10 protein-coding genes are annotated in these 20292 nt (G+C 68.7%); 9 read left to right on the top strand and 1 reads right to left on the bottom strand.

The window, feature by feature from the left end; genetic code table 11:
- The first annotated feature begins 7 nt into the window (after window positions 1-7).
- The 9 genes from HYV14_03195 (at window position 8) to HYV14_03155 (ending at window position 18790) form a co-directional block, all read left to right on the top strand.
- Window positions 8-2392: a hypothetical protein gene (locus tag HYV14_03195; GenBank protein MBI2385001.1), complete on the top strand. Its 2385-nt coding sequence runs from the start codon at window positions 8-10 to the stop codon at window positions 2390-2392.
- Between the two features lie 73 nt (window positions 2393-2465).
- Window positions 2466-5081, top strand: a complete 2616-nt coding sequence (locus HYV14_03190; GenBank protein MBI2385000.1) for a hypothetical protein — start codon at window positions 2466-2468, stop codon at window positions 5079-5081.
- Window positions 5082-5205: 124 nt separating this feature from the next.
- Window positions 5206-13563 carry a hypothetical protein gene (locus tag HYV14_03185; GenBank protein MBI2384999.1) on the top strand — a complete coding sequence of 2786 codons (8358 nt, stop codon included), beginning with the start codon at window positions 5206-5208 and terminating at the stop codon, window positions 13561-13563.
- Window positions 13564-13616: 53 nt separating this feature from the next.
- The gene (locus HYV14_03180; protein MBI2384998.1) at window positions 13617-14012 is read left to right on the top strand and encodes a peptide chain release factor-like protein; all 396 of its coding nucleotides are present in this window, start codon (window positions 13617-13619) and stop codon (window positions 14010-14012) included.
- Entirely contained in the window at window positions 14012-14611 is a 600-nt protein-coding gene (ysxC, locus tag HYV14_03175; GenBank protein ID MBI2384997.1) for a ribosome biogenesis GTP-binding protein YsxC, read from the top strand. The genes HYV14_03180 and ysxC overlap by 1 nt, the downstream gene beginning before the upstream one ends.
- A gap of 109 nt (window positions 14612-14720) precedes the next feature.
- Complete coding sequence (locus HYV14_03170) at window positions 14721-16787, top strand: S9 family peptidase (GenBank protein MBI2384996.1); 2067 nt, start codon at window positions 14721-14723, stop codon at window positions 16785-16787.
- 34 nt (window positions 16788-16821) lie between these two features.
- Complete coding sequence (locus HYV14_03165) at window positions 16822-17844, top strand: NAD-binding protein (GenBank protein ID MBI2384995.1); 1023 nt, start codon at window positions 16822-16824, stop codon at window positions 17842-17844.
- 59 nt (window positions 17845-17903) lie between these two features.
- The gene (locus tag HYV14_03160) at window positions 17904-18641 is read left to right on the top strand and encodes a hypothetical protein (protein ID MBI2384994.1); all 738 of its coding nucleotides are present in this window, start codon (window positions 17904-17906) and stop codon (window positions 18639-18641) included.
- Complete coding sequence (locus HYV14_03155; GenBank protein ID MBI2384993.1) at window positions 18638-18790, top strand: hypothetical protein; 153 nt, start codon at window positions 18638-18640, stop codon at window positions 18788-18790. Before HYV14_03160 ends, HYV14_03155 begins: the two co-directional genes overlap by 4 nt.
- A gap of 144 nt (window positions 18791-18934) precedes the next feature.
- Here HYV14_03155 and HYV14_03150 read toward each other — a convergent pair whose 3' ends face one another.
- Entirely contained in the window at window positions 18935-20164 is a 1230-nt protein-coding gene (locus HYV14_03150; protein ID MBI2384992.1) for a hypothetical protein, read from the bottom strand.
- Window positions 20165-20292 lie beyond the last annotated feature (128 nt).

The raw sequence follows: 20292 nt of genomic DNA, 5'->3' as shown, positions 1-20292 counted from the left end.
AACCATTATGGACCAGCAGCCGAAGATCCCTACTCTCAAGGACGCTCAGAAGCCCCAGGTCAAGATCAAGGGCATGGGCGCCGGCCTGACCCTCTTCGACCGCCTCAAGCAGTTCAAGAAGAAGGACCTGGCCTTCATCCTGGCCGGCCTGGGGACCTTGTTCATGGCCCCGCTGGCGGAGCACTTCATGATGGCGCCCGAGAACGGCGACGCCTCGCTCCAGCAGGGCTGGGGCAAGGGCGGCGGCGCCGGCAACCTCTTCGGCGGCGGCAGCAGCCCCTACGAGAGCGGCAACAACAACATCGCCTCGGGCGGAGCCATCGGCGGCGCCGGCGACATCATCACGCCCTTGAACGTGCGCGACCCCAGCGCCCTCGTGATGGGCCCCGGCGCGGCGCAGCAGCCCAACGCGGGCTCGGCGGCTCCGGCGGCCCCTCCGCCCGCGGCTCCGGCGCGCAGCGAGACGGATTATAAGGACGCCCTCGCCGGCGCGGCTTCCCGCGCGGCCTCGGCGGCCGTCAAGAGGGCGCCTCTTCCCGTTCCGAAGGTCGCCCTCGGCGGCTCGGGCCTGCGCGGCCTCGGCGTGGCCGGCGGCGGCACCAGCGCCTCGGGCAGCCTCGGCCCCATCGGGCCGGCGGCCGGCAGCACGGGCGGCGGCGGCGGCGGCAGCCTGAACCTCGTCCGCAACGCTCCCGGCTTCCGCAGCGCGGCCGGAGCGCGCAGCCCCACCGGCGGGACCGGCCTCGACGGCACGAAGAAGGCCGGCGCGAACGCCGGCGACGCGTTCTCCCGGACGGGCAGCGCCCTCAGCGGCCTGAACGCGGCGGCCAGCGAGCAGATCCCCACCGGCGGCCACGGCTTCGGCGGCGGCGGCCACGGCGGCTCGGGAGCCAACGACAAGCCCTACAGCGGCAGCGGCCCCGGCGGCAGCAAGAGCATCGGCGAGTCCCTGGCCTTCCTCGCGATGAAGCAGCGCCAGGAGGAGGAGCTCAAGCTCGAGTTCGAGAAGCGCAAGCTCAAGGACCCGGAGCTCCTGCTCTACGGCATCCGCAACGACTCGCTCAAGGCCATGGCCGCCGAGATGACGAAGTCCCTGACCAAGGGCATCATCGGCTTCATGGACCCGTCGAACGCGGCCGGGTCCTCGTATTCGTGCAGCGGGACTTTCAACGGCTCCATGACCTCCGTGCCGAAGCCGGCGTGCCCGGAGAAGGGACCGTTCGTCGACTGCGCGCAGGAGACGGCCGCGGGCTTCCAGTGGTTCGAAAAAGGTCCGGCCGCCGCTTACTCATGCAAGAAGGTGGGCGCTACGAAGGACCCGGCGGCTGACCCGAAGACCGAGCAGAGCCCCTCTCCCGGTTTCCCCGGATTGAATGAGGGACAGGTCGGCTCGATCGCGAACCTGGGCACGGTGTGCTCCGATCTCGACACCTTGATCAACGCGACCGGATCTTCCTCCACCGACGACACGCTTCTCAAGAGCATCCGGGCGGAGGCGACCAAATACGCCGCGTTGCGAGACGCGCTGTATCAGGGCCAGAACGCGGTGATGAGCAACGACTGCAAGACGGTCCGAGCCGAGGTGGCCAAGGACTTGGATGCCGTCAAGACCGCCGTTGCCAAGCAGCAGCGGGACGCCCTCGACAAGCTCGCTCTCGCCGAAAAGGGCCTTATTCCCACGCTGAAAAAGGACGCGGAGGGAGTGGAGGAAAAGGACTACGCTAAGGAGTACAATACGGCTAAAGAGGTCGTGGACGCCGCGCGCGCGGACCTCGAAACGGTCAGGACTTTCGCGGGTGAGAAGTTGGCGAAGATCACGCCCACGACTATCTCCTGGTCCACGGCCCTTCAGAACGTCCCTGGAAACAAGGAAAAGCTCGCGAAGATCGAGAAGACGGTCTCGGGTTCCCGGGCCGGCTTGACCACCGCCCTGGATGGTCAGATCGCGGCGCAGGATCTCCTCGACGGCGGCAAGGACAAGGATAATACGAAGGTCCTTCCGCAATTGGGGAACATCATCGGGGTTCCCGACGGCGGGAAGACCCCGATCGCCTTGACCAAGGAAGTGAACTCGAAGTACAAGGACTTGGAAGAAAAGGACCCCAAGGTCAAGATAACCGTCGAGACCGTGGCGGAAAAATACGATCCGACCAAGATCGGCATCGAAAAAGGCGCCGAGGACATCGACACGCGGATAGCCGATGTGAAGGCCAAGGTCGCCGCGGCAAAGGCCAAGGATCCCAAGGTCGATCTGTCGAAAGACGATCCGACCGTGAAGGCGGTGCAGCTCGCGAAGTCGGCCATGCTCGGCACGCGCGCGGCGCAGACGACCTGGCTGGACAACGTGAATGCCATGGTGACGACGGCTCGTTCGACGGTGCCCAATAAGTAGGTCTTTAGACCCAGGCGCGAAAATGTGTACGGAGCTACAATAAAGACAGTCTCATCGTAGGACCGGAGAAGCCATGAAACCCCTGAATCCCATCATGGCCGTCTTGGTGATCGCGTCCGTCGGGGCCTCGCCCCTTCGGACGCTCGCCGCTGACGGCACGAGCGCCCCCGCAGCGGCGACCGAGGACAAGAACCCGCTCAACGCGATGAGCCGGATCCTCTCCGAGAATCCCTCCGCGCGCGCGGACGCCGGCAAGCGCATGGAGGAGTTCCTTCTCGATGCCGACGGCAGCGGCAAGAGCTTCGTCAAGGACGGGGTGGACAGGAAGGCTCTCGGTGCCGTCGCGCGGGAGTGGACGGAAAAGGCCCCGGCCGGCAGCGTCGCCGTGCTTTATTTCGTCGTCGGTCCCGGACTGTCCGCGCCGGGTTGGGCGTTGAAGGACCCCATCCTGTCGAAGACCTTCGCTTCGGGGATGAAGTGGGAGGGCCGTCTGCGCGAGACGCTCGCGGACTGGACCGGCAAGAGCCAGATCGACAAGACGAAGGAGAAGACCCAGGCGGCGGCGTTCCTGACCGAGGCCGCGACGAAGGCCGCCGCCGTGTTCGCCGACCAGCGCACGAAGAAGGAGATCGACGACAGCATCCTCGCGAACGACACCAGCGCTCCGGCGGTGCCGGACACGCGCCGGGGCGCGGGTTCGAGGCTCGACGGCGCGGCGCGACAGTATACTCTGGCCGATCTGTACCTCGACGGGGCGGTGGTCAAGGATGTCTCCGGCCCGCAGGATGCGAACTCTCGTCGGATCTCGATGAAGATCTATACGAAGCGCATGCCCGACGGCACGATGCGCAATGAGATCGGAATCTTCGACATCACCGACACGAACGATATTTTCGGGCAGCGCTTCCCGATCGACAGCGGCAAGCAATCCTTCACGCTCGACGACCGGACGGGGGGGCATAAGAAGTATGAGCTCAGCTTCGGCCAGGCCGACGCGAAAGGCAACCGGACCATCACTTTCGCGAGACCGGGTGACGGCGGCGCGCCTTTGACGACCTCGGTGGCGGAGCTTTTCACCTTGCGCGCCGAGCATGCGGCGACGATGGGGAACATCGTCAAGGTCGGAGGGGAGGAATTCTACACCTTGCCTCAGGGAGGCGCGAGAAGCGCGTTGGCGTTGTTCCCGAAATCGGTCATCGACGCTCGCGGTTCCGGCGACCATCGCGACCTCGTGCCCGCGCTCTACGCCGAAGTCGGCTTGCGCGGGCCCGATGGGCGCAATCAGAACGTCGCGCCCGGCGAGAAAGGCGGGCCGCACCTGGGCAAGGTCGGCGACAAGGAATTCCATCTCGTTTTCAACAAGACGCTCGGGGTCTGGGAAGTCGCGGACGGGCCCGGCGACCTGCCGAAGCCGCCCGCTCCTCCGACGAGCGGCGGCGGCGCCGCCAACCCCGGCGGCGCGAACCCCGGCGGCAACCCCGGCGGCAACCCGTCGAACGACGGCAGCGTGTCCCTCGCCGACCTCGAGACCCTTACGATGAGGGAGTTCGAGGCGAAGCAGGGGAGCTGCAAGAAGAACCCCGATGACATCAAGGATCTCGCGGACTCCCTCAAGGGCAATTACGGGATCCTCACCTGCGAAGACCCGGTTGAAGGCAAGAGTCAGACGGTCCTCGTCCCGAAGAGCGCGGAGGCGCTGGACCAGCGGTTCCGCTACCGGAACTCGAAAGGCCTTCTGCTCAAGCGCGCCCGCTTTTACGACCACTACCTGGTCCTGGTGTTCGACAAGCAGGTGCAGTACCTCGATCTTCTGAAGTTCGAGAAGGACGCCGAGGGCACCGCCTCCTTCGCGATGTCCGGCTACATCGATGAGAAGAAGAACGCGGCGAAGTTCGTCGACGCCAAGGCGTTGTCCGACGCCCTCCGGTATTACATGGGCGTGACGGGCGAGGACGCCGCGGCCGTCGACGAGGTGCCCAAGCGCGTCGCGCGGGTCCTTCCCGGCAAGGCCTATAACCTGTCGGGCGGGATAGCCGGGTCGCCGAAGGCGGTGCTCGTGGTCGTCGCGATCTCGGGCGGCCTCCAGTACAACATCTGGCCCACCATCATCATGCCGGGCAACGAGACCGTCCCCAAGCCCAACCCGTACGAGGACCTCGTCGGTCCGTCCAACGCGATGGGCGGCGACGTGAGCTCGGATAACAAGCCGTTCGACGCCTCCTTCGAAACGGCGGAGAAGCGCAAGGCGGTCCTCATCGGGACGCAGCAGGCGGCCGAGGAGAACGACATCGCCCTGTACGCGACCGAGGACCCCATCAAGAAGGACTCGGACGCGGAGAAGAAGTACTACGTGATGTTCCGATACCGGTCGCCCAGCCCGAAGGACGTGGCGATCTTCCGCCACAAGCAGATCGAGGTGTTCAACAAGGACAACCCCTATCCCGGCGACGGCCTGAAGCTGTCGGGACTGGTCAAGGCGGGGGCCGTGGTGGCCTCCCGCGGGAGCGCGGGCTACAAGTTCGTCTCGGGGACCACGAAGGAGAAGGGCGTGTTCGCCCTGTTCCAGAACAAGCAGGTCAGCGGGACGAACGCGCAGAAGGGCGCCGCCAACTGCGCCGGTCCGCTGATCTGGTGGGGCCTGGCGGACCGCCCGGCCGCCCAGAAGGTCTGCGAGGACGACAAGTTCTGAGCGTCTGAACGGCCCGGGACCTTGGGCCTATGCGGCCCGGGTCCCGGGCCTCCTTTTTTAGCGGGCCTTTGGGCCCTGACAGGAGCCGTTCCCTCTGCTACACTGAGGACAGGTCGCGCCCCTCATGAGACCCCTCGCGCGTCGCGCCGTCACCGTGCTCGTCTGCGCCGCCATGTTCGCGGCGCAATGGCCCGCGGCCGCCTGGGCGGCCGCCGGGGCCGTCGAGCCCAACCCCGTCGAGGCGATGAAGTACCTGCAGGGCCTCGGCGTGTATAAGGACGACGGCGACCCGCTGAAGACCTACCTGATCGCCGACGGCAAGCTCACCCCGATCGGCCGGACCTTGTACCTCTCCCTCAAGAAGCGCTACAACGCCGTCGAGGAGGTCGAGTCGATGAAGCCCGTCTTCGACCGCCTGCGGGGCAACGGGCCCTACACCTCGGCGCGCCAGGATTCCTCGGCGCGGGCCATGCAGCTCTTCACGGACAAGTTCGGGGACCTGGCGTCGGCCCCGGCGGGCAGCGTCGAGGAGTCCTTCCGCATCGGCGCGCTGCGCGAGGCGCTGATGACGGGCGCGGCGGTCAGCGATCCGCCGAAGGCCAACGCCTACCTGCAGGTGGAGACCGAGGACGGCTTCGAGTTCCGCGACAAGGACGGCGTCGCCTTCCGGATGACGAAGAAGCAGGTCACGACCTACAACCGCGAGCTGCAGAAGACGCAGCGGCTGATGAACCTGAACCGGCCCGCCGACGTGGACGCGATCCCGGAGACCGGCCGCTACAACTTCGCGATGCTCAAGTACAGCTACTACCGCCTCAAGAGCCAGGAGGACGAGTACGTCAAGGCGACGCGCATCGACCGCATGATCGCGATCGCCGAGCTGCTGGGCAAGCAGTACCCGACCGACCTGTGGTTCAACGACCCGACCCTCGAGGCGGACCTGATCCGCCAGGCCAAGGCGAAGACGTACGACCACCGGGGCCGGACCTTCAGCCTCTTCGACATCGTCGACGCCAAGTTCCAGCAGCGGCGCGCCTACCTCGAGGGGGCGCGCACGGCGGTGCAGCGCTTCGAGACGGACATGAACCGCTTCAAGGACGCGGCGACGATCACCGACTCGCAGGTGGCGATGATGTCCCTCGACGAGCAGAACGCCCTGCGCTGGCTCAGCCTGACCGTGCTCGAGACGCAGATGTTCCACGTCAAGAACCAGGGCGAGCGCGTCGACCCGACCTCCCCGGACGCGCAGGCGATCATGAAGATCGTCGACGACTCGGACCTGTCGCCGGAGCAGAAGCGCGCGTACAAGGCGCAGGGGCAGCAGATGAAGGCCCGCCTCGACGAGCTGAAGGCGATCCTGAACAGGACCCGGGCGGCGCTCAACAACTCGGACTACGCGGGCAGCCTGGACACGGTCCAGGCCGCGCTCGCCTCGACGCAGAAGGAGCTCGGCGACCTGTCGGTCGACTACGCGATCTATCTCGAGGCCCCGTCCACCGCGTTCCTCGCCAAGGGCCAGACCTTGAAGAAGCACGCGGCGTACAACGTCTTCGGCCACCTCTACAACGGCGTCTCGGCCACCTTGCGCGGCGGCTATAAGCTGACGCCCTGGGGCTCCAAGTACGCCGAGGACATGAGGGCGATCGAGGGGGACGGCAAGAACCCCTCGATGGTGAAGACCTACGGCGACCTCTCGAGGCTGGTGGCCGCCGGCGACTACGCCGAGGCGCGCAAGCGCATCATCGCGATGAACCCGAACGCGGCCCAGTACTCGATGAGCGGCGCGGTGGGCGGCGAGGCGTCCAAGGTCAACGACGCCCTGCGCATCAGCTCCTCCCTGAAGGCCTCCCACGACCGCATCAGCGGGGTCACCGAGATCAACAAGTCGCTCGACGCGGCGGCCACCTTCGTGACCTGGACGGTCAGCATCGCCCTGCTGGCCCCGGTCGCGCGCGCCACCCTCAACGGCGTCGGCAAGCTCAGCGGCATCGGCGGCAACATGATCAACGCGGGCCGGGCGATGGGCGGCGTGCAGGGCCTGGCGGTGCGCGCGGCCGGCCGCGCGCTCATCGTGGTCGGCGAGGTCGCCAAGCACAGCGCGGCGCGCCTCGGGTCCCTCGAGCCGGACGCGGCCCGGGTGCGGGCGGTGGCCGGCGAGAGCTGGGTCGCCAACTACGCCGTGGCCAGCGGCGCCCGCGCGATCAGCGTGGCGACGCGCCAGGCGACCTTCACGGCCATGTCCGCCGGCATCTCCTCCGGCTTCACGGTCGGGACCCATCTCTGGGACGTCGCCGCCGCCAAGATCGGCGGGGTCAACATCGGCGGCTACCAGCTCATCGAGCCCGGGCATTCGATGTTCTCGCCGGACTGGGACGGGGCCGGCAAGGCCGCCTGGGCCGGGTTCAAGGGCGGCGCGTGGTGGGCCAACGAGTCCTTCCACCCCGCGCTCGGCTACATCGGCCTGCCCTCGACCGTGTTCAGCGGCACGCGCCTGGCCGGGGCCATGGAGGTCATCGGCACGCGCGGCGTGGTCGGCTCGGCGTCCCACGGCCTGAAGGTGGCGACCAACGGCGCGGCGGCCGTCGAGGCCGCGGCCGCCTCGGGCAAGATGGGCTTCCTCGAGCGCCTGACCGAGGCCAAGTGGTTCACGGGCAAGCCCGCCCTCGCCTTCGGCCTGAGCATGGCCGACAACGTGGCCAAGTACGCCCTGTTCTCCCAGGCGGCCGGCTTCCTCGGCCAGAAATACGCCTGGTACGTGGAGACCAACGTGCCGATCGCCGTGCCCTTCGTCGGGGTGGTCAACAGCCCCGAGGCGGACGTCGAACGGCGCATCAAGCGCAGCAACCAGGTCGGCCACGCCTGGCTCGAGTCGCCCGCCTGGCTGCTGATCCCGACCCACGCCGCCCACGGCGCCCGCGACGCCGGCCCGTACATGCACACCAAGGAGGGCATGCGCCAGTACGACGCGGCCGGGCGCACGAAGGAGTACGCCAACGCCGCCGAGGGCAGCACCCTGAAGCTCAAGCCGGTCAAGCCCCCGGTGTCCCAGCGCCTGTTCGAGGCGCGCTTCTTCGGCGAGAAGCCGGCGACCGAGTGGATCGTGACGAAGCAGGCGAAGGAGGCGGGCCAGCTGAAGGAGGTCCAGCGCCTGGCCAACGAGGGCGGGATCGTCAACCCGATCGAGCTGATGGCCGTGCGCAACATGAACAGCGGCGAGACCTTCCGCACCCTCCACGTCACGGAGGAGGTCCAGAAGGTCGCCTACGAGGTCGCGACCGAGGGCCTCGTCGCCCAGCCGACGACCTCGATGAAGGCGCTGACCGTCCAGCCCGGCAGGACCGTCGAGGGCTGGGGCAAGATCACCCCCGAGATCCAGATCGAGATCGCCAAGGCCCTGTACCGCGCCGAGGTCAACCTGAGCCGCAAGCTGCCCCCGGAGCTGAGCCTGAAGGTCCGCGAGGTGCTCAAGGACCACCTCCAGGCCAACCTCCCCATCGGCGAGGCGGGCAAGGCCCTGCGCGCCGCGGTGGTGGCCCTGCCGGTCGAGTCCCCGAGGCTCGACGCGGCGCAGAAGGAGGCCATCGAGCTGGTCCTCGCCTGGGAGTCGGCCCCGCGCGACGGCAAGCCGACCTACGCCGAGCTCACGACGACCTTGCGGGCGAACGCGGAGGCCAAGCTCCAGGCCGGCCAGCTCTCGCCCAAGGAGGCCAAGGCCCTCACCGCCCTCTACGACTACATCGTCACCGGCGACAGGCGCTTCAACAGCTTCAACCGGACCGAGGTCGTCAAGTCCCAGTCCGAGGTCGTCCTCAACGCCCTGCGCATCGAGTACGCGAAGCGTCCCGAGATGCTCCTCATCGTCGACAGCTACAGCCGGGAGATCGGCAAGTGGGCCGAGGGCCGCAAGGGCCAGCCGGCCGACGGGCCGGCGGCCGCGAAGGAGTCCAAGCTGTCCATCCTCGTCGACCGCCTGCAGAGCGAGCTGAAGGCGAAGGTGGAGGCCAACCCCGCCCTGTTCGGGCCCTCCGAGCGCGCGGCGCTCGAGTCCTCCCTGCAGTCGGTCAAGAGCTCGGCCTGGGTCGTCCGCGACGCGAAGGGCGGCGCGATCCCGTCCTGGCGCCCGAAGCAGTTCGTGCGCCTGATGCAGTCCTTCCTGGGCGAGGGCAGCCACGCCAAATCCGTCAAATTCACGAGCGAGGAGCTCCTCGAGGCGGCGCGCGCGGAGCACAAGGACAGCCCCAAGATGCTCAGCGCCATCGACGGCATCGAGGCCGACGTCATGGGCTGGGTGAAGGGCCGCGAGACGGCGCTGCAGTCGACGTTGACGGCCAAGGAGCCGGTGAAGGAGGCGGCGAAGCTGGAGGCGGCCGGGATGGGCCCCCTCGTCGAGAAGCTCCAGGGGCGCCTGAACGAGTCGCCCGCCGCCCTGACGCCGAGGGAAGGCGAGGCGCTGAGCGGCCTCGTCGACGCCATCGTGAGCCTCGACCGCCAGGGGCTCCACAACGGCATCCTCAACTCCGGGCGCGGCGGCAACCAGGTCCAGCTCTTCGTCAAGGCGCCCACCAGCCTCGGCAAGACCTTGCTCGCCTACGAAGGCCTGCTGCCGTACCTCGAGGCCGAGGCGGCCGCGACCGGCCGCAAGGTCATGTTCCTGACCTTCAACACCAAGCTCCAGGCGCAGGCCGAGTTCGACTTCCTGGCCTTCAACAAGCTCGGCTCCACGGTCAAGTTCGAGACCTACGAGGGCTTGAAGACGATGATCGCCGAGGGCAAGTCCAAGGGCCAGAACGTCGTCGAGGAGTACCTGCTCCTGCAGGACGAGATGGACGCCGCCGGCCAGCAGCCCGCGCTGACCATCGGCATGGTCTCCGGCCGCGTCTCGCGCCTCAACGGCCAGACCACCGCGATCATGGAGAGCAACGCGGGCCTGGCCTGGAGCATGAGCCGCCTCAACACGATCCGCGTCGAGGCCGCCGAGGTCCAGGCGCAGCGCATCCAGAAGGCGGCCTCGGGCCTCTCCGACGCCCACGTCGAGAAGGGGCGGCTCGGCAAGATCAAGGCGGCCGCCAACGACGTCCTCGAGGCGGTCGGGCAGCTGAAGAAGGCGAAAGGCGCCGCCGAGGTCGGCCTGGCGGAGCAGGCCGTCGAGACCGGCATGGCCAACCTGCGCGGCCTCGTCGAGGCCGGCGGCCTGCCCGCGGCCGAGGCCGAGGCGGCGAGCACCATCCTGGGCGGGCTCACGCGCATGACCGAGGCCCTCGCCGAGCGCCCCGCCGCCAACGCCGCGGTCCGGGAGCTGCGCGCCGGCGAGATGGAGACCGCCTTCGTCAACCAGAGCCGGCTGATGAACCTGACCAACACGACCGAGGGCCTCTCGCGCCTGCCGGCCGAGGCGCGCAAGGCCCGCGTCGCCCTCGAGGCGAAGATCGAGCGCCTGAGCAAGGACATCGCGGCGGCCGAGGCCTCCGGAGGGACCGGCGGCCTGCGCCGCGCGACGGTCCTGCGCGACCAGCTCGAGATGGCCCGCATCGAGAAGTCGATGGTGGAGCGCTTCGACGGCGTGGACGTCTCCTCGCGCCTGATCGGCATCGACGAGCAGATCGCCTCCATCCGCTCGGGGCTGATCCCGGCGGAGCGCCTGTCGGTGAACCCGAAGCTCGCCCGGCTCATGCGCGAGTCGGTCCAGCTCGAGGCCAAGCCGACGCCCGAGTCGGCCGCGCGCAAGGCCGTCGTGGACGGGCGCATCGACCAGCTGATCAAGTCGCTGGGCGCCGGCGACGCCGCGGCGGTGAAGTCGTACCGCGCCGAGATCGGCCGCACGCTGCGCATCGAGAGCCTGGTCGAGAGGACCGAGGCGGCGATCAAGACCGCGAGGGCGTCGAACAAGCCCGTCGAGGGCCTCGAGGCGCGCCTGACCAAGCTCAACGAGGGCCTCCAGTCCTCCAAGGGCGAGCTGCGCAAGCTCGAGGTGAACCTCGGCGCGGTCAAGTCCACGCCGAAGATGGACGGCCTCGTCCGCGAGGCCGAGGCGCTCGAGGCGAGCCTGCCGGCCGACCGCCGCGCGGCGCATCAGGAGTACCGGGCCCTGCTCGACAAGGTGAACGCCCTGACGGAGAAGATGGGCGAGGCGGACGCGGGCGCCCGCCCCTCCCTCGAGGCGGAGCGCGCGACGGCCCGGGGCCGCCTGCGCTCGATCGAGCTGGAGTTGAGCGCCTCGCCGGCCAAGGGCGACCTCGGCGGGACCCTGCGCCGCATCGACATCCTGTCCTCGGAGGCCGGGCGCCTGGAGCGGCAGATCACCGCGGCCGAGGCGAAGGGGGAGAGCGCGGGCGCCCTCAAGTCCGAGCTCAAGGCCGCGCGAAGGGAGGAGACGGCGCTGCGCCGCGAGGCCCGCGCCGAGATCATGAAGCGCTTCGACGACGCCGGCTCGGACATCGTCAAGCTGACGCGCGAGGGCAAGCCCGGCTGGGACGCCCAGGCCAACCGCCTGCTCGAGCGGCGCCGCGCCCTGCAGGAGGCCTACGCGGGCGACGAGAGCGCGATGTACACCGCCTACCGCGAGATGAAGGAGGCGACGCGGCCGATCGGCGAGAACCCGCGGCTGACGGAGAAGCCCTACGAGGTCCCCGGAGGCGAGGGCCTGGAGCCCGGCGCCGCGCTCAAGCGCGCCGACTTCCTCATCGAGCGCGCCCGCCAGGTCGAGACGAAGGCGAAGGGCGGAGGAGCGGGCCGCCTCGAGTCGGAGCTGCTGAAGTCGCGCGCGGAGATCGAGGGCTTGTCGGCGGCGAAGGACTCCCCGGAGTACTTCGCGGCGATGGACCGCATGCGCACGCTCGAGGGCGAGCTGCTGCGCGCCGACAGCTTCCACACCGCCGACGCGATGCTCAAGCAGATCGACGGCGCCGGCTTCCTGGGCTTCCTGCCGAGCCTGCCCAAGTTCCTCTGGCAGGCGGCCACGGGCAAGCTGCCCTCGGCCCCGCCCGAGGGCATGGGCCTGACCCGCTATCACGCCGCCAAGATGCTCAAGGCGCTGGCCAACGACCCGATGATGCCCGCCCATCAGCGCGACAACCTGATGTGGTCCTACGTGGGCTCGATGATCCTGCCCAAGGGCCTGACCGGGCGCGGCTCCTACATCCGCTCCGAGATCATCAACATGGTCCAGGGCTTCCACGACAGCGCCGCCGGCGTGCGCGTGGACAACCGGACGGGCCGCTTCAACGTCGTGCACAACGGCCAGTGGTTCGAGTCCATGGACAACGCCTCCCGCCGCTGGTGGGAGCTCGAGTACGGCACCGACCTGACCTTGCCCTACACGCACAACTCGATGAGCACGATCAAGGACGTCACGACCAACAAGAAGTCCTACTTCATCTCGCTGTCGGGCACCTCGGGCAACAAGTTCGAGGCCCATCTGCGCGCCAACAAGATCTCCGTCGTCGGCGAGGGCTCCGCGATGCCGAAGAACGTCCTGCTGGAGGTCGTCTCCACCCCCGAGCAGAGGCTGGCGCGCGTCACCCGGACCCTGGACATGCAGAAGGCCGCCACCGCCGACCAGGTCGTCCTGCGCGAGACCGACATCATCCCGGCCTCCGCGAAGAAGGGCATCGAGGAGTACATGGCCCAGCGCGGCATGAAGCTCGACGACCCCCAGGTCATCAAGATCAGCGACGTGCCCGGCAAGGCCGCCCAGGACTACCTGCACGGCATCCGCATGACGCAGAAGAACACCGGCCTGATCGTGCTCAGCGTCTCCGACACGCGCGCCCTGCGCAAGGTCGAGGGCGAGCTGAAGAAGGCGGGCGTCAAGCAGAACGAGATCGCCAAGGTGTTCGCCGACACCGAGTACCTGCGCCTGAACGTGCCCGAGGCGAACGTGCTCAAGCAGATGAACATCGAGGGCCTGACGACCGGCCAGGTGAAGGTCCTCATCCTCGACACGCGCGTCGGCGGCCGCGGCCTCGACCTCAACTTCAAGGGCGAGCGCAACTCGACCAAGCCCGGCGCCTTCCGCGGCTACACCACCTTCGACATGCTCGTGCTCGGCCCCGAGGAGATGTCGAGCGTCCACATGGTCCAGGCCATGGGCCGCATCGACACCGGCCGTACCTTGAGCCGCGCGCCGCGGCAGTTCTCCCTGCTCATGGACATCGAGACCGCGAAGGCGGAGTCGGTCTTCCGCAGCATGTTCGAGACCGACCCCTTCTTCATGGAGATGCGCAAGGATCCGACGTACCAGGATTTCGCCCGCCGGAAAGGCGGCCGGATCGACTGGCACTCCCTCAACGACTACATCCTCAGCCGCGCCGGCGACGGCACCGGCGAGGGCCAGCTCCTGGCCCAGCGCGCCGACAAGGCCGTGCGCGAGAACCTGGGCCGCCGCAACCTCGAGGTCGAGGAGAACCTGCTGCGGCAGTCCAACGTCCTCACCGACGCGCCCACGACGCAGAGCAAGAACCCCGCGCTCGACCGCATCCGCTGAGCCGCGGCGCATTCCTCGCGGGCAACTGATTCCGGAAACAGTTAGAATCACTCGTGCCCTCCTGGAACGAAGTCGAAGCGCGCCTGGCCAAGCTCGGCGTGCGCCCCGGCGACCTGACGGAGACGTTCACCCGCTCAGGCGGCGCGGGCGGCCAGAACGTCAACAAGGTGGAGACCGCGGTCTTGTTGGTCCACCGGCCCTCCGGGGTCGCGGTGCGCTGCTCCGACGAGCGCTCCCAGGGCCAGAACCGCCTGATCGCGCGCGCGCGCCTGGCGGACCGCCTGGAGGGCCTGGAGCGCGAGCGCGCCGCCCGCGCGCTGCACGCCTCCGAGAAGGCGCGCCGGGCCAAGCGCGGCCGCTCCCGGAACTCGAAGAAGATCACCGTCGAGGCAAAGCGCCGCCGCTCGAGCGTCAAGCAGGGCCGCGGCTCGTGGCGAGGAGACGACTGATGGCGCACGCGCTCGACGCCGTCCGCTTCCTGCTCGCCGACACCGACCCCGCCAAGCTGGGCGCCAGCCTGGCCGAGGTCGCCTTCGTCGGGCGCTCGAACTCGGGCAAGAGCACGATGATCAACGCCATCTGCCGCAAGGAGCTGGCTCGCGCCTCGAACACTCCCGGCCGCACGCGCACGATCAACGTCTACGAGGCGGCCCCGCAGCGCCGCATCGTCGACCTTCCCGGGTACGGCTTCGCTACGGGCCCGGCCGCCTCGCGGGAGGGGTGGGGGGAGATGATCGAGAGCTATCTCATGGGGAGCAAGACCCTCGTCGCGATCTTCGTGCTCGTGGACGCGAAGCTGGGGCCGACCAAGCTCGACCTGGAGATGCTGGACTGGCTCCAGGCCGAGAGCCTGCCCTGGCGCGTCGTCGCCACCAAGGCGGACCAGGTCAAATCGTCCCGCTCCTTCGTGCGCCGCCGCGAGGTGGCCCAGCTCGTCGGCATGACGCCCGAGGCCCTCGCCTGGGTCAGCTCCCAGGAAGGCACGGGCATCAGCGAGCTGCGCAACGAGGTGGCGCGCCTGATCGGCGTCGCCGGGCAAAAAAGCTGATTTACGGGGATAGATGAAGACTCGTCCCGGGAAGAGTCTTTATCTATCAGAATAGTTCAGGAGAGAGACAGATATGACCATGTTCCGTCTGATCCCCGCCGCCCTCGCCATGCTGCTCCTCGCGTCCGCCGCCCCCGCGGCGGCGCCCGCCGCCGCCGTCGATCCGAACCTGTGGCTCGAGGACATCGAGGGCAAGACCGCCATCGACTGGGTCAAGGAGCGCAACAAGACCTCGCTCGCCGAGCTCGAGGGCGACAAGCGCTTCGAGCCCCTGCGCCAGGAGATGCGCGCGATCCTCAACGCCTCGGACAAGATCGCCTGGCCGACGTGGCGCGGGGGCATGGTCTACAACTTCTGGCAGGACGCCGAGCACGTGCGCGGCCTGTGGCGGCGCACGACCCTCGCCGAGTACCGAAAGAAGGACCCGAAGTGGGAGATCGTCCTCGACTTCGACGCGCTCGGCAAGGCCGAGGGGGAGTCGTGGGTCAACAAGGGCGCCAACTGCCAGGCGCGCCGTCCCGAGCGCTGCCTCCTTAATCTGTCGCGCGGCGGCAAAGACGCCGTCGTCGTGCGCGAGTTCGACGCCTCGCGCTCGACCTGGGTCCCGGGCGGCTTCGTCCTCTCCGAGGCCAAGCACCGCCTCGACTGGCTCGACGACGACACGCTCCTCGTCGGCTCCGACTTCGGCCCCGGCACGCTCACCAAGTCCGGCTACCCGCGCACGCTCCGGCGCTGGGCGCGCGGGACGGCCCTGTCCTCGGCCCCGGTCGTCTTCGAGGGGCTCGAGAGCGACGTGATGGTCGTGCCGTCGTCGTACGAGAACGAGGGCGGCCGCCTCGTGATCGTCCACGTCAGCAAGACCTTCTTCGAGACCGAGTACCACCGCCTGACGGCCGACGGGAAGTTCCGCCGCCTCGCCCTGCCGCTCGACACCGAGATCGAGGACTGGGACGGCAAGCGCTTGTACGTGCGCGTGCTCAAGGACTGGACCGTGGATGGCGCCACGCGCAAGGCGGGGACCTTGATCTCGCTGCCCGACGACGCCTACGACGAGAAAGCCCTCGCCGGGAAGGTCGAGACCGTCTATTTCCCGAACCCGCGCTCCTCTTTGGCCTCGGCGTTCTTCCTCGGCGGGACTTTGCACCTCCTGATCCGCGAGAACGTCGTGACGCGCCTGTACACCGCCGAGCGCGAGGGGGCCGCGTGGAAGCGCGCGCCCGTGCCCCTGCCCGACAACGGGACCATCGGCATCGCCGCCGCCGACCCGTTCCGGCCCGAGCTGTTCGTCACCTACACCTCCTTCCTCGTCCCGTCCACGCTGACCTTGATCCCCAAGCCCGGAGCCGCGGCCGAGGCTCTCAAGAGCCTGCCGCCCCGCTTCGACGCCGCGGGCCTCGAGGCGACCCAGCTCGAGGCGACGAGCGCCGACGGCACCAAGGTCCCCTACTTCCTCGTGCGCCGCAAGGACGCCCCGGTGGACGGCTCGACGCCGACCTTGCTGTACGGCTACGGCGGGTTCCAGGTCGTCTACGGCCCGTTCTACCTCGAGACCCAGGGCAAGGCCTGGCTCGAGCGCGGCGGCGCCTACGCGCTGGCCAACATCCGCGGCGGCGGGGAGTTCGGCCCCGCCTGGCATCAGGCCGCGCTCAAGAAGAACCGGCCCCGCGCCTACGAGGACTTCGAGGCCGTCGCCCAGGACCTCGTCGCGCGCAAGCTCACCAGCCCCCGCCGCCTCGGCATCATGGGCGGCAGCAACGGCGGCCTGCTCGTCGGCGCGGCGATGACGCGCAAGCCCGACCTGTACCGCGCCGTCGTCTGCCAGGTGCCCCTGCTCGACATGACGCGCTACCACAAGCTCCTCGCCGGCCACAGCTGGATGGGCGAGTACGGCGACCCCGAGGGGGAGGAGCGCGAGGCGATCCTGTCCTACTCGCCTTACCAGAACCTCAAGAAGGGCGTCGCCTACCCGCGCGCCTTCTTCGTGACCTCGACGAAGGACGACCGCGTCCACCCCGGCCACGCCCGCAAGATGGTCGCGCGGATGCGAGAGCTCGGCGCCGACCCCCTGTACTACGAGAACATCGAGGGCGGCCACGGCGGCGCCGCCGACCTCGAGCAGCGCGCCAAGCGCACCTCGCTCGAGTACTCCTACCTGTACCGCAGCCTGCTGGACTAGGAGCGAGCCGGAAGCGATAAGGTAGAATGGGCGCGTGAGCAAGCTGAGAGGCGTCCGCGACAGGCTGCTGTTCGTCTTCGCCCTTCTCGTGGCCGTCCTCGCGGCCGGCACCGCCGGCTATCACCTCATCGAGGGCTGGTCCCTGTTCGACTCCCTCTACATGACGGTCATCACGATCGGCACCGTCGGCTACGGCGAGACGCATCCGCTGAGCCACGCCGGACGCGTGTTCACGATGTTCATGATCTTAGGCGGCATCGGATTGTTCACGTACGGCTTCACCGCGATCACCGCGATCGTCGTCGAGGGCGAGCTGGCCAAGGCGTTCAGGAGAATGAGGATGGAACAGAACATCGCGCACCTGACCGATCACTTCATCATCTGCGGGGCGGGGCACACCGGCGGCGTCATCTGCGCCGAGTTGAAGAAGACGGGCCGGGACTTCGTCGTCGTGGACCGCGACCCGGCCGCGATCGCCACGCTCTCCCAGCGCCTCGGCTACGACATCCTCCACATCGTCGGCGACGGCTCCGACGACGCCGTCCTGCGCAGCGCCGGCGTCGAGCGCGCGGCCGGCGTCTTCGCCGTGCTCGCCACCGACCAGGACAACGCCTTCGTCGTGCTGTCGGCCAAGGGCCTCAACCCGAAGGCCAAGGTCCTCGCCTGCCAGAAGTCGCTCGGCGTGCGCGACAAGCTGATGCGCAGCGGCGCCGACGGCGTCGTCGACCCCGAGTTCATCGGGGGACTCAGACTTGCTTCAGAAATGATCCGGCCCGTGACGGTGGGCTTCCTCGACTCGATGCTGCGCAACAAGGACTCCCACTTCCGCTTCGACGAGATCGCCGTGCCCTCGGACTCTCCCGTCATCGGCCACCCCGTGGGCAAGATCAAGGGCGGCGAGGGCGGCTGCCCGCTCGTCGTCGCCGTGGTCGCGGCCGGCTCGGACGACTACGAGCTCAACCCGTCCGTCGACCGCCCCGTGCGCGCCGGCGACCGCCTCGTCATCCTCGGCGAGACCGAGGCCCTCGGCGGCCTGAAGAAGCGCGTCCTGTCCTAGCCGCGCTTCCACTTCGCCGCCGGCCCTTGTGTTTCCAGGTCAAGGGGCTATAATCAGGCATGCGCTTCCGCTCGCGTCCCGCGGCCTTGGCCGCGCTTCTCCTGACCTTCGGCTGCGCGGGCGGCCGCGCTCCCGCGCCGGCGCCCCCGATCGACCCGTGGGAGGCCGCCAACGAAGAGCGTCTCAAGGAGCGGGCGGAGCACGAGGCGGAGGACCGCAAGGAGCTGGTACGTCCCGCCCCCGACTCCTGGCGTCCGGAGAGCCGGGGGCGCGCCCTGAGGCTGACCCTATTCCTGGAGAAAACGACTCTCCGCGCGGGCGAGCCGCTGCGCTACCGCCTGGAGGCGCAGAATATCGGGGAAAAAGAGGTATTCCTGCATGAGGACCCTTCTTTCATAAAGACCGGCTGGTTCTTGGGCTCTGAATACCGACCGCTTCTGACGACGCCCGACGGCGTGGAAACCAAGTTGTCGCCGCCCCTTTGGCTCTGGGGCGGCGGGCCGCTCAAGCCGGCCGAGGAGAAGTACACGGCGATGACGGACGCGGAATTGACGGCCGCCGTGAAGCGGCTGGAGTCGCGCGCCTGGACCGAGAGCAAATTGATCTTGTACCTGCGTCCGGGCGAGACGATCGTCACTCGTCCCGATGACATCGGAGGACGTTTCCGTGTGCTCAAGACGGACGGGGCCTTCGACCGGCCAGGGAAATACCGCCTCCGCTTCGTGTTCGACGAAACCGCGATCTCCGCGAAAGTCCACGCCGAGTCCGCTCCCGTTGCTTTCGAAGTCGTTCCATGAAGCGGTTGCTTCTGGCCGCCGCACTGCTTCCGGCGGCCGTGCGCGCCGAGACGAAGCCGCCGGACGAGGCCAAGGCCTCGATCATGAGGGCCGTTACCGGCGGGATGGCCGCCAGAAAGGCCATGTACGCCGCCATAGAGGCGTGGTGAGTCGCTGCCCGCTCCCGACCCTCCCGTTTGCGGGAGCAGATCGGTCTTTGGGCATAGGGGTTCCATAGCGCCGCCGGTGACGAACACGCCCTGCGCGCGGAGTGAAATGGACCGGGAAGACTCCGGGCGTTGCCCGGCGTGTTCTTACGAGGTGTCGGGGGGATTCATTTTTCCTCCTTGCCTCGGCCCGAAGACCTGCTTCGCCGCCCAGGCGTTGTGGGCCCGGCAGTAAACCCGGATGTTGGCGCCGTCGACGGAGCTGCCGCCGAGCGCGTAGGGGAGCTTATGGTCGAACTCGAGCCAGGCGCGAGACGCGCACCGTGTCCCGTCCGGTGCGGCGTAAGCGCAGCGGCCGCCGTCGCGCTCCCAGGCCTTCTGTTTGACCTCTTCGGGGATGTAGCGGCCGCGCTTCGGGCCGGGCGCCGCGCGAGCGGCCCGGGGCGGCTTGCGCAGGTCCCTGTCGACGCGCGCGAGCAAGGTCTTGAGGGCGAGATTGAAGATCTTGTCGAGTTCCGCCTTGGGGAAACGGTGGCGCAGCACCTCCTTCGCCCGGTCGATCAAGGTTCGCGTCTCGAGCGTCGCGGGAAAGCTGACGAGGAACAGCTCCTCCAACAAGGGTTCTCGCGGCTTGGGCTCGACGGGGACCCCGGCCGCCGCGGGCGGCGCCGGAGGGGATGCTGGTTGGGTGGGAAGGGGTTCCGGAGTCGGAAAAAGATCCGCTGAGATTGCGGCGGGACTGGCGGGCATGGGCGCGACGGAGACGGGCGTGGAGACGGGCGTGGAGACGGGCGCGGAGACGGGCACGGAGACGGGCGTGGAGACGGGCGCGGAGACGGGCACGGAGACGGGCGGGGGAACGGGCGCGGCGGGGGGTGACGCGGCCGCCGACGGCGAACTCAGCCCGGCGGCTTCGGGCGGCGCGCTCAGCGCGCGGATGCGGTCGCGCGGCGCCGGCTTGGGCGCCAGGGCCGCGACGAGGCGCGCGATCTCGTCTTGGGTGCGGCCTTTCGCCCGCCGCAGGACCTCCGCGTGGTTCTCCGCCGTCAGAAGCCCGGCGAGCATGGCGGCTCCGCTCAAATGCAGCTCGCCGCGCTCGATCATCTCAAGCAGGAGGGGGAACTTCTCGCTCTTGCGCGCCACCGCGATCCTGCGTCCGGCCTCCGACGACGAGTAGCCGAGCCTGCGGGTGCAGTAATCGAACAACGTGTGGTAAGCGCCCTTCTGGCTCAGGGAGCGGCGGTCGAATTCGACGAGGTCGAGCAGGAGCTCGACGAGCGAGCGGCGCGCGCCGGCGGCGGCGTTCGCGAGCTCGGCGGTGAGCCTCTCGTCGCTCCACCGCGCGCGCTCGGCGCGGCGTTCCGCGATGGTATTCATTTCGCACCTCCCCGCTTACCATACGATCGAGGCGCCGAAAAGTTGCATGCCCGACCATCGCTCCCATCGATGGGAGCGACTCCTAACCATTAAAAGCCTGGCACTAGTCATGCGAATTATGCTAGTAT

It is taken from the genome of Elusimicrobiota bacterium, from assembly GCA_016182905.1.
Classification (GTDB): domain Bacteria; phylum Elusimicrobiota; class Elusimicrobia; order UBA1565; family UBA9628; genus GWA2-66-18.
Note: the sequence above shows the minus strand (reverse complement) of the source record. Positions and strands in the feature narration are given on the sequence as shown.

What these genes read in the sequence shown, in the direction of transcription:
- HYV14_03155 (MBI2384993.1), top strand. Translation starts at nt 18,638, where the DNA reads ATGAAGCGGTTGCTTCTGGCCGCCGCACTGCTTCCGGCGGCCGTGCGC.
- HYV14_03170 (MBI2384996.1), top strand. Translation starts at nt 14,721, where the DNA reads ATGCTGCTCCTCGCGTCCGCCGCCCCCGCGGCGGCGCCCGCCGCCGCC.
- HYV14_03150 (MBI2384992.1), bottom strand. Translation starts at nt 20,164, where the DNA reads ATGAATACCATCGCGGAACGCCGCGCCGAGCGCGCGCGGTGGAGCGAC.
- ysxC (MBI2384997.1), top strand. Translation starts at nt 14,012, where the DNA reads ATGGCGCACGCGCTCGACGCCGTCCGCTTCCTGCTCGCCGACACCGAC.
- HYV14_03160 (MBI2384994.1), top strand. Translation starts at nt 17,904, where the DNA reads ATGCGCTTCCGCTCGCGTCCCGCGGCCTTGGCCGCGCTTCTCCTGACC.
- HYV14_03195 (MBI2385001.1), top strand. Translation starts at nt 8, where the DNA reads ATGGACCAGCAGCCGAAGATCCCTACTCTCAAGGACGCTCAGAAGCCC.
- HYV14_03190 (MBI2385000.1), top strand. Translation starts at nt 2,466, where the DNA reads ATGAAACCCCTGAATCCCATCATGGCCGTCTTGGTGATCGCGTCCGTC.
- HYV14_03185 (MBI2384999.1), top strand. Translation starts at nt 5,206, where the DNA reads ATGAGACCCCTCGCGCGTCGCGCCGTCACCGTGCTCGTCTGCGCCGCC.